Genomic DNA, 6,567 nt, shown 5'->3' on the forward strand with positions numbered 1-6,567 from the left:
CTTGCCACCCTTCTATGACCCCATACATCTCTCCAGCGCTCCGCCGGAGACATTTTACTCTTCTTTCCATTTGTTTTTTGTGCCGAAATTTACACCGCCTTTAGATTAGCTACAAGATGGGCTTGCCCAGAGGGATACGAAGAAGGGATCGCCATTTATGAAGAAATCAGGACTAGGATACAGACTAGTGTTCAGATTAGGGTATGACATGGCTTGTAAATCACCTAAAATGATCAACAAATTAGGTTGTCAGAAGTAAAACTGTTGATGATTTTCTTTTCCGGGGAGGTGTTTTTGCAAGTCTCCAGACTGCTTCATATTTCCCGATCTTTCTTTCGAGAATTCTCCAGTGATTACGGACCTGGTCTCTAATCTGTGGGCTATCCATGGCCCTGCTTGCGGTATAAGCATAGGAAATGTAGTTGCCCCAAAATACTTTTCCATTGATTGTTTTCTTCTTCGAGCCCAGGTGGGATTTGGATTTGTAGATTCTTCTTTTGAAAATCCAGGAGTCCTTCAATTTGGCGTTTTTACGCTGATTGTGCTGCTTGGCATAGTAGGCATATCTTGCTTTGCGCTTGATCAATCTTTTCATGTTTCGATAAAACAAGGAAAGGCTTTTCTGGCGGAGCAGGATTTTTTGCCCATCGAAATCAAAGCCCAGGTAGCTGAGTGGGCAGTTGGGAAGCTGTTGGCCGTTTTCAATGGTGTAACAGGACCAAGGGTGCGTAGGGTCTGACCGGCTGAAGATTACTTCCTGGGTTTTGTCTTTCTGAATCGTTAGCTTTAGTTTTTGTTGAATAAAATCAGCTACAAAAGTCTTGATGTGTGCTGCTGCTTCGGGTGGGCAAATGAAGAGTATGTCATCAGAATATCGGCGATAAAGACCGCCTAGGCGTTCGGCCATTTCGGTCAACTCAAGATCGAATTCCAGCATGTAAAGATTTGACAATACCGCACTAATGGGCGAGCCTTGAGGGATTCCGTAAGTACGTGGGCATTGATTGAGCGCGTCGTATTTGTTGAAAATGATCAAGCCTTTCTTTTCAACTCTGTCTCTGAATTCGGCACCTGATTTGCAGAAGGACTGAATTTCTTTGTTTTTCAGGTACTTCAGCTTTTTTACCTTGAACTCTTTGAACTCTTTGATTAAATCTCCAATCTCCACATAGGTGTACCTGGTAATCGCGCGATAGACCTTGTAGTGATCCTCTTCAAGGTTGATCCGGTCAAATAATTGGGACCAGGCTTTCTTCAGCGTTATGTGGTCGAGGGTATCGAAAAAGCTTTTGACATCAAAGCACAAGGCACAGATTTCCAGGCCATCTGCATTGCTGATGAAGTCAAAGACTTCTTTGGCAAAATCGATGTTACACTTGTTGCGAAATTGGTTGAACTCAATGCGGCGATAGGCGATTACGCTATTGTTCAGCACAGGATTTGCCCTGTAGATATCATCAAGCTTGGTTGTGATGAGATGGCCGTAGTAGGCAAAAATCTGCGCATCGAGGTGATTGGCGTAGAAAATTTGACGTGTTTTTTTCTTTTCTGTTCTCAGCTCTGCTCGACGCCCGGATTTATCCTTAGGTCTTCGGAAGCGGTTTTCACAGATGGTATAGTGGATGAAAGGATAAAATCGGTGCCGGATGATCTTGGCTGGATTACTCACGTAAGACCGGATGAACGGAATATTTTTTGGGACCAGGGGGGGCGAAAAGTGGGTATATTTTTTGAGTTTCAGCCAGTCTTTCATTGTCGAATCCAGGGTTTTAAAAAACGGCGGGCTAATGTATCGCAGCTATCTTTATGGTCTAACCATTAGTCTCTTGTTCGCGCTAAGACGCCCTCCGAGGAGAGCACTGCTTTTGGAACATGTTGATTGTTTACCTACTTAAACTCATCCAAATGATAACACTTGAAATCGTTCAAGGCATTCAATACAGCTTGGTCGTTCTGGCCATCCTCCGGCAAATTGTGCAGGAAGGAGTGAACCAAATCTACATTACTGTCAAAGCCACCATATGTTGTGGCCATTAGTCTGAGCTTCGAAATGCTCGTCGTTAATACACAAGAAACAGACTTAGCCCACCGTTTGTAAGAAGCGCAGACAAATTACTATTTTTTAATCTTTCAGTCAACTACTTTCACCCCTGACAAATATAAATGAATATTTTTTGACAATTAATCTCAATTCAGACAAGTTTCCCCAAACTATTTACCAACCCTTGTAAAATGCTAAGTAATGAGAAAAGAGGTCAATCCATCATTATTTACAAGCATTTACTGTTCTTGTTTTCCAGGCAAGCAGTAGTTTTAACCTTAAAATGGCAGAGACATTTGCGTCTCAATCTTGGGAACATCAATCTTTGGATGAAAAGTACCAATGATGACAAAAGGGTTGTGAGAAACAAAATGGTGAGCCTGAGTAGTTCCCAAAAACAGGTATAAGTCTTTGGTTTTGGCAAAGTCTTCGAAATATTTATTGCGCACATCAAGGACCGCTTTTTGTTCATCTCCATGATGACGTCCGAAGCAGTTCCAATACAACTGCCCAATTTCCCAGTCTTCGATCATCATTTTGCTCTTTTTGCCATCCTTATCCAGAAGAATGTAAGAAAATTTATAGGGAAGTTTACGGACGACCTCAAAATGCCCATCCTCACTGGCTGATTCAAAAAGGTTCATTTGGCGCATTTTGGCTAACTTATTTTTATCCCATTCTCTACTCACAGATTCAACCTTAAAATCAATAATTTCAGCAGGTTTAAATGTAGCCAGGGAAGTACCAATATTTTTCTCTTTAGCTTCATCAATCAATGGAGTAAGGCTTTCATAAACCTTCTTTAACGCTATTTCTTTTCTGGCAGCCCAATTGTTTTTGGTATCAATGTGGCCCACTACTTCAATTTTGCTATCTGCGGAAAAGGGTCGATAACTCTCTGGTCGAAAGTCTGTCGTGTTTTTTACCAAATCCACCTCAACCCAATCGTATTTTTTATATTGCTCGATGTAGGATTTCTTTCTAAAAGGGATAGGGTACAAGCGAATCCAAGAACCATCTTCTCTAAAACCAGCAGTGCAGACCAACTCATCGTATTTGCTGGAAAGCGTTGGGTAAGTTTTTACAGTGATCAATACCTTGGTAATTGGCATATCAAATGTGTTTTACTTCATAATTAAAATCGGGTAGTTGAGTGATTGATTCAGCCAGGTGTTTACGGTGACACTGGCAAATATTGGCTTCAAAACAAGTGAGGGCAATACGCTGATGCTTTTTGAGTAGTTCTAATATCGTTTGCTGCGTTGAGCGGGTTTCTATTAAAGTAGTTTGACAATACTTTGCGAACAATTGATCATAATCGCGTTGAGTGTGTAATTCCTGCCGTTGTTCCGACTGAATGCCAACATCTGGAAAATGCATATAGGCGATGCCCAAGCCTTCACAAAAACGCTTTAATTGGGTTTTGCTAAACCCATATTTCATACTTAGGGGGTTGTTGCGCACATCCACCAACAATTTGACATCATTTTTAAGCAGTCGGTTGAGGTATTCCTCCAGCGATATGCCCTCATAACCAATGCTAAAGAGCACGATTCGATCGCTTTGAGGGCGACTGGATTGTACCTTTTCAAACTCAGCTTTTGACAATAAGGCTTCCGCCTTAAGGCTATGAATCGCCCAGTAAGGGAAATTAAGGTAGGTATGTTTCATCAATGCGTTGGCATTCATGTCCCCATACAATCTGCGAATTGTACCTAATAACTGGCGGTCTTGAGGTCGAAGTTGCTGAATGTAGTCTAAAGATTCTGTGGTTTTAAAGTGGCTTTCCGTTTCACTCACCAAGCCCTTATTGACCATTGCAGTCAGGTCTGCATTGGCGGAATAGGAGAAACAGCCATATTTGTAGGGTACAAAATCGTATTCTGCTTTCTCTTGCCGTTTGGTCAGTAGAAAAAGAAGTTTTTGAAGGCGAATTTTTTCCAATTCGCCTTCAAACGATTGTAGCAAAGCCAGAATGATTTTACGACGGTAGTACATGGTGCAAATATCAACAAAAAAATGCGTAATTGAAAAATAAAAAACAAATTAAGTGTTAGTTTCTCTTCGTTTTTCAAGCGCATTTTTAAGGTTCACCACCTCCAACTGCCTTTGCCCTTTGATGATCATATCTTTAATTACATCTTCACAAGCCTTGCCCAGATCAGAATAATTCATACCCTGAGCCAATTCAGCAAGGCTGGCGAAATCTACTTTTTCCTTAAATGAATACCCCGACAAACGCATTTCCAGCAAAGTGACAATTTGCGCTTGCTGGGGTAGGGGATAGGCAACCACATCATCAAAACGGCGAAAAAGCGCTTTATCCAGCGCATCGGGGAGATTGGTGGCGGCGATGATGATGCTATTGCTTTGGTCTTTTTCGATGTTGATCAAAAAACTATTGAGGACTCGTTTGGCTTCGCCAACATCCTGGCCTTGATCGCGGTGCGAACCAATGGAATCAAACTCGTCAAAGAGGTAAACGGCGCGGTGATCCTGCATGGCGTCAAAAATGAGGCGCAGCTTGGCGATGGATTCTCCCATGTACTTGGACATGAGGCCATCCAGGCGAATGATGTACACAGCCAGGCCCAATTCTCCCGCGAGGGCTTGGGCGGTCATGGTTTTGCCGGTACCGGGGGCTCCAGTGAGCAGCAGCTTGCGGCGAGGGGAAAGATTGTGCTGGCGGAGGATTTCCCAACTTTCTTGTTCCCGTAGCAAGGTCTTTAAAGACTCCCGGACATTGGGCGCAAGGACCATATCGCGCAGACGCAAACGGGGTTGGAATACATCAATAAGCTCTTGCAACTCGCGCTTGGGTAGGGAAAGCGGGATGGTTTTGCCTTCGGTAGCCGAGGCATCGGCAAAAGCCTTGCGGTTTTTTTCGATCAGTTTTTTGAGTTCCTGTGCAAAGGCGGTATGCCCTTGACGGGCTTCGGAAGCCGCAATTTGCATGGCTGTAGAGAAGAAGCGATCTTCATCCTGTTCTCCAAAAGATTGGATTAAACTTTTGATTTGATCTGCGGCAGCCATGAGTTTGGATTCTTTTTGCTAAAGCGTTGGCGTGTTTTCGCAACAAAGATGACGGATTGTTTTGGAAAACTTCGCAAATTGTTGGATTAAAGTTAAGGAAAAAGATTTTAAAACACAATTTTTGCGGGAGTTATCTTGAGGATTTGTTGAAATATACCCGCAAAGGACTCAGTTCACCAGGTCGATGAAAAAAAGGAACTTTTAATTCCACTATTTGGTTCATGTGATCAGAATTGTTAAATCAAACAAAATGGGCAACAGTGCCTGAAAAGAAACAAAATCCGATTCTTCAATTTAAAAAGACTACTATGAAACAATGTTTTTTTTACGCTACACTTTTGTTTTTTTTTCTGGCACTATTTAAGGTAGGGACTTATGCACAGGCGAATAATATGGAGGAAGCTTTTCTAAGGATGAAAAGATATGTTGTAGGAATTGGAGTTATTGTGAACGATACAATAAACGTTAATGGACGCAAAGTACCAGTAAGAAAATTTCAGGCTATTGGCTCCGGGTTTCTCACTTATTCAAAATATAAAACAACTACTATAAATAACATCATTACGGCAGCACATGTGGCGAAATATTTTGTCGATAACAACATTGATACCGTTTACATAAGGCCTTCATGGGCTGATACCATTAAGACTACAGAGTATTTTGGGGTTAGAGTTCCCCGTTTCAATTCGGATAAAACTCCTAATATCTTCTTTTATCCAGATAAGAGTGTCGACTTAGCTTCCATACTCATCCCTGCTATGTACTTTGATACACTTTTTTTACGAAAAGCAGAGCAAATTGGTAATGTCTTATTTCCTTACACAAATATGACCTCCCCTTACATTGGAGATCAAGTATGGATTGTAGGCTATCCAGGGCATATCCAATCCGAATTTCAGTCAAAGTTTTTGTACAACATTTCGACCTTCAAACCTGGTTACATTATTTGGAAGCCTGCTCAAAACATGACAAATCCCGATCTGAATACCATTACCTTAGTAGAATCAAATGCAACCTACGGGAATAGTGGTGGTCCTGTATTTTCTTTTAAAGACTACCTTGAGCTTGTTGGAATATTAGTAGGAGGATATGAGGATACTGGTTCTGTCTATTTAGATAATAAGCCTATTATTGATTCAATAACAAAAAAACCTTTTATAACCAAAAGCAGGGCAGGGGTTTCAATAATCGTAAAAGCAGAATACGTCAAAAAAATGATCGACCATGTTAATTCTTTCATTTTAAAGCAGATAGAAGGAACAAAAAAATAGGGTTTCTTTGAGTGGATGGGTCAGCCAATTATCTAGCCCCATCCTCACAAGCTCTCACCGAATCCAAAATCTACTTCATAATGGGTGTAATTCAAATTGTCGCAGACAATTTGAAAAAGGCTTATCTTGAGTACAAAGCCAATTAAGATGAGCAAGGAAGAATTTCTGGCCCTAGCGGCCTCACGTTACGAAGCGCTTAATAAGCTCAATGAAATCAAGGAT

General features: G+C 41.5%; 6 protein-coding genes. 2 read left to right on the forward strand and 4 right to left on the reverse strand.

The window, feature by feature from the left end; translation table 11 throughout:
* Positions 1-241 precede the first annotated feature (241 nt).
* Positions 242-1,753 carry an antiviral reverse transcriptase Drt2 gene (gene drt2, locus ACEW9O_RS26035; protein WP_373553156.1) on the reverse strand — a complete coding sequence of 504 codons (1,512 nt, stop codon included), beginning with the start codon at positions 1,751-1,753 and terminating at the stop codon, positions 242-244.
* A 152-nt stretch (positions 1,754-1,905) separates the two neighbouring features.
* On the opposite strand from drt2, the gene ACEW9O_RS26040 reads away from it, so the two are divergent.
* Positions 1,906-2,037 carry a hypothetical protein gene (locus ACEW9O_RS26040; protein WP_373553157.1) on the forward strand — a complete coding sequence of 44 codons (132 nt, stop codon included), beginning with the start codon at positions 1,906-1,908 and terminating at the stop codon, positions 2,035-2,037.
* A 282-nt stretch (positions 2,038-2,319) separates the two neighbouring features.
* On the opposite strand, the gene ACEW9O_RS26045 is transcribed toward ACEW9O_RS26040, so the two are convergent.
* The 3 genes from ACEW9O_RS26045 to ACEW9O_RS26055 are packed head-to-tail and all read right to left on the reverse strand — an operon-like array spanning position 2,320 to position 5,074.
* The gene (locus tag ACEW9O_RS26045; RefSeq protein ID WP_373553158.1) at positions 2,320-3,153 is read right to left on the reverse strand and encodes a hypothetical protein; all 834 of its coding nucleotides are present in this window, start codon (positions 3,151-3,153) and stop codon (positions 2,320-2,322) included.
* Position 3,154: 1 nt separating this feature from the next.
* Positions 3,155-4,039, reverse strand: a complete 885-nt coding sequence (locus ACEW9O_RS26050; RefSeq protein WP_373553159.1) for a DUF488 family protein — start codon at positions 4,037-4,039, stop codon at positions 3,155-3,157.
* Between the two features lie 48 nt (positions 4,040-4,087).
* The gene (locus ACEW9O_RS26055; RefSeq protein WP_373553160.1) at positions 4,088-5,074 is read right to left on the reverse strand and encodes an AAA family ATPase; all 987 of its coding nucleotides are present in this window, start codon (positions 5,072-5,074) and stop codon (positions 4,088-4,090) included.
* Positions 5,075-5,334: 260 nt separating this feature from the next.
* Between ACEW9O_RS26055 and ACEW9O_RS26060 the strand changes: the two genes are divergently transcribed.
* Positions 5,335-6,345 carry a serine protease gene (locus ACEW9O_RS26060; protein WP_373553161.1) on the forward strand — a complete coding sequence of 337 codons (1,011 nt, stop codon included), beginning with the start codon at positions 5,335-5,337 and terminating at the stop codon, positions 6,343-6,345.
* Positions 6,346-6,567: the final 222 nt, after the last annotated feature.

Source organism: Haliscomenobacter sp. (genome assembly GCF_041740695.1).
In the GTDB taxonomy this organism is placed as follows: domain Bacteria; phylum Bacteroidota; class Bacteroidia; order Chitinophagales; family Saprospiraceae; genus Haliscomenobacter.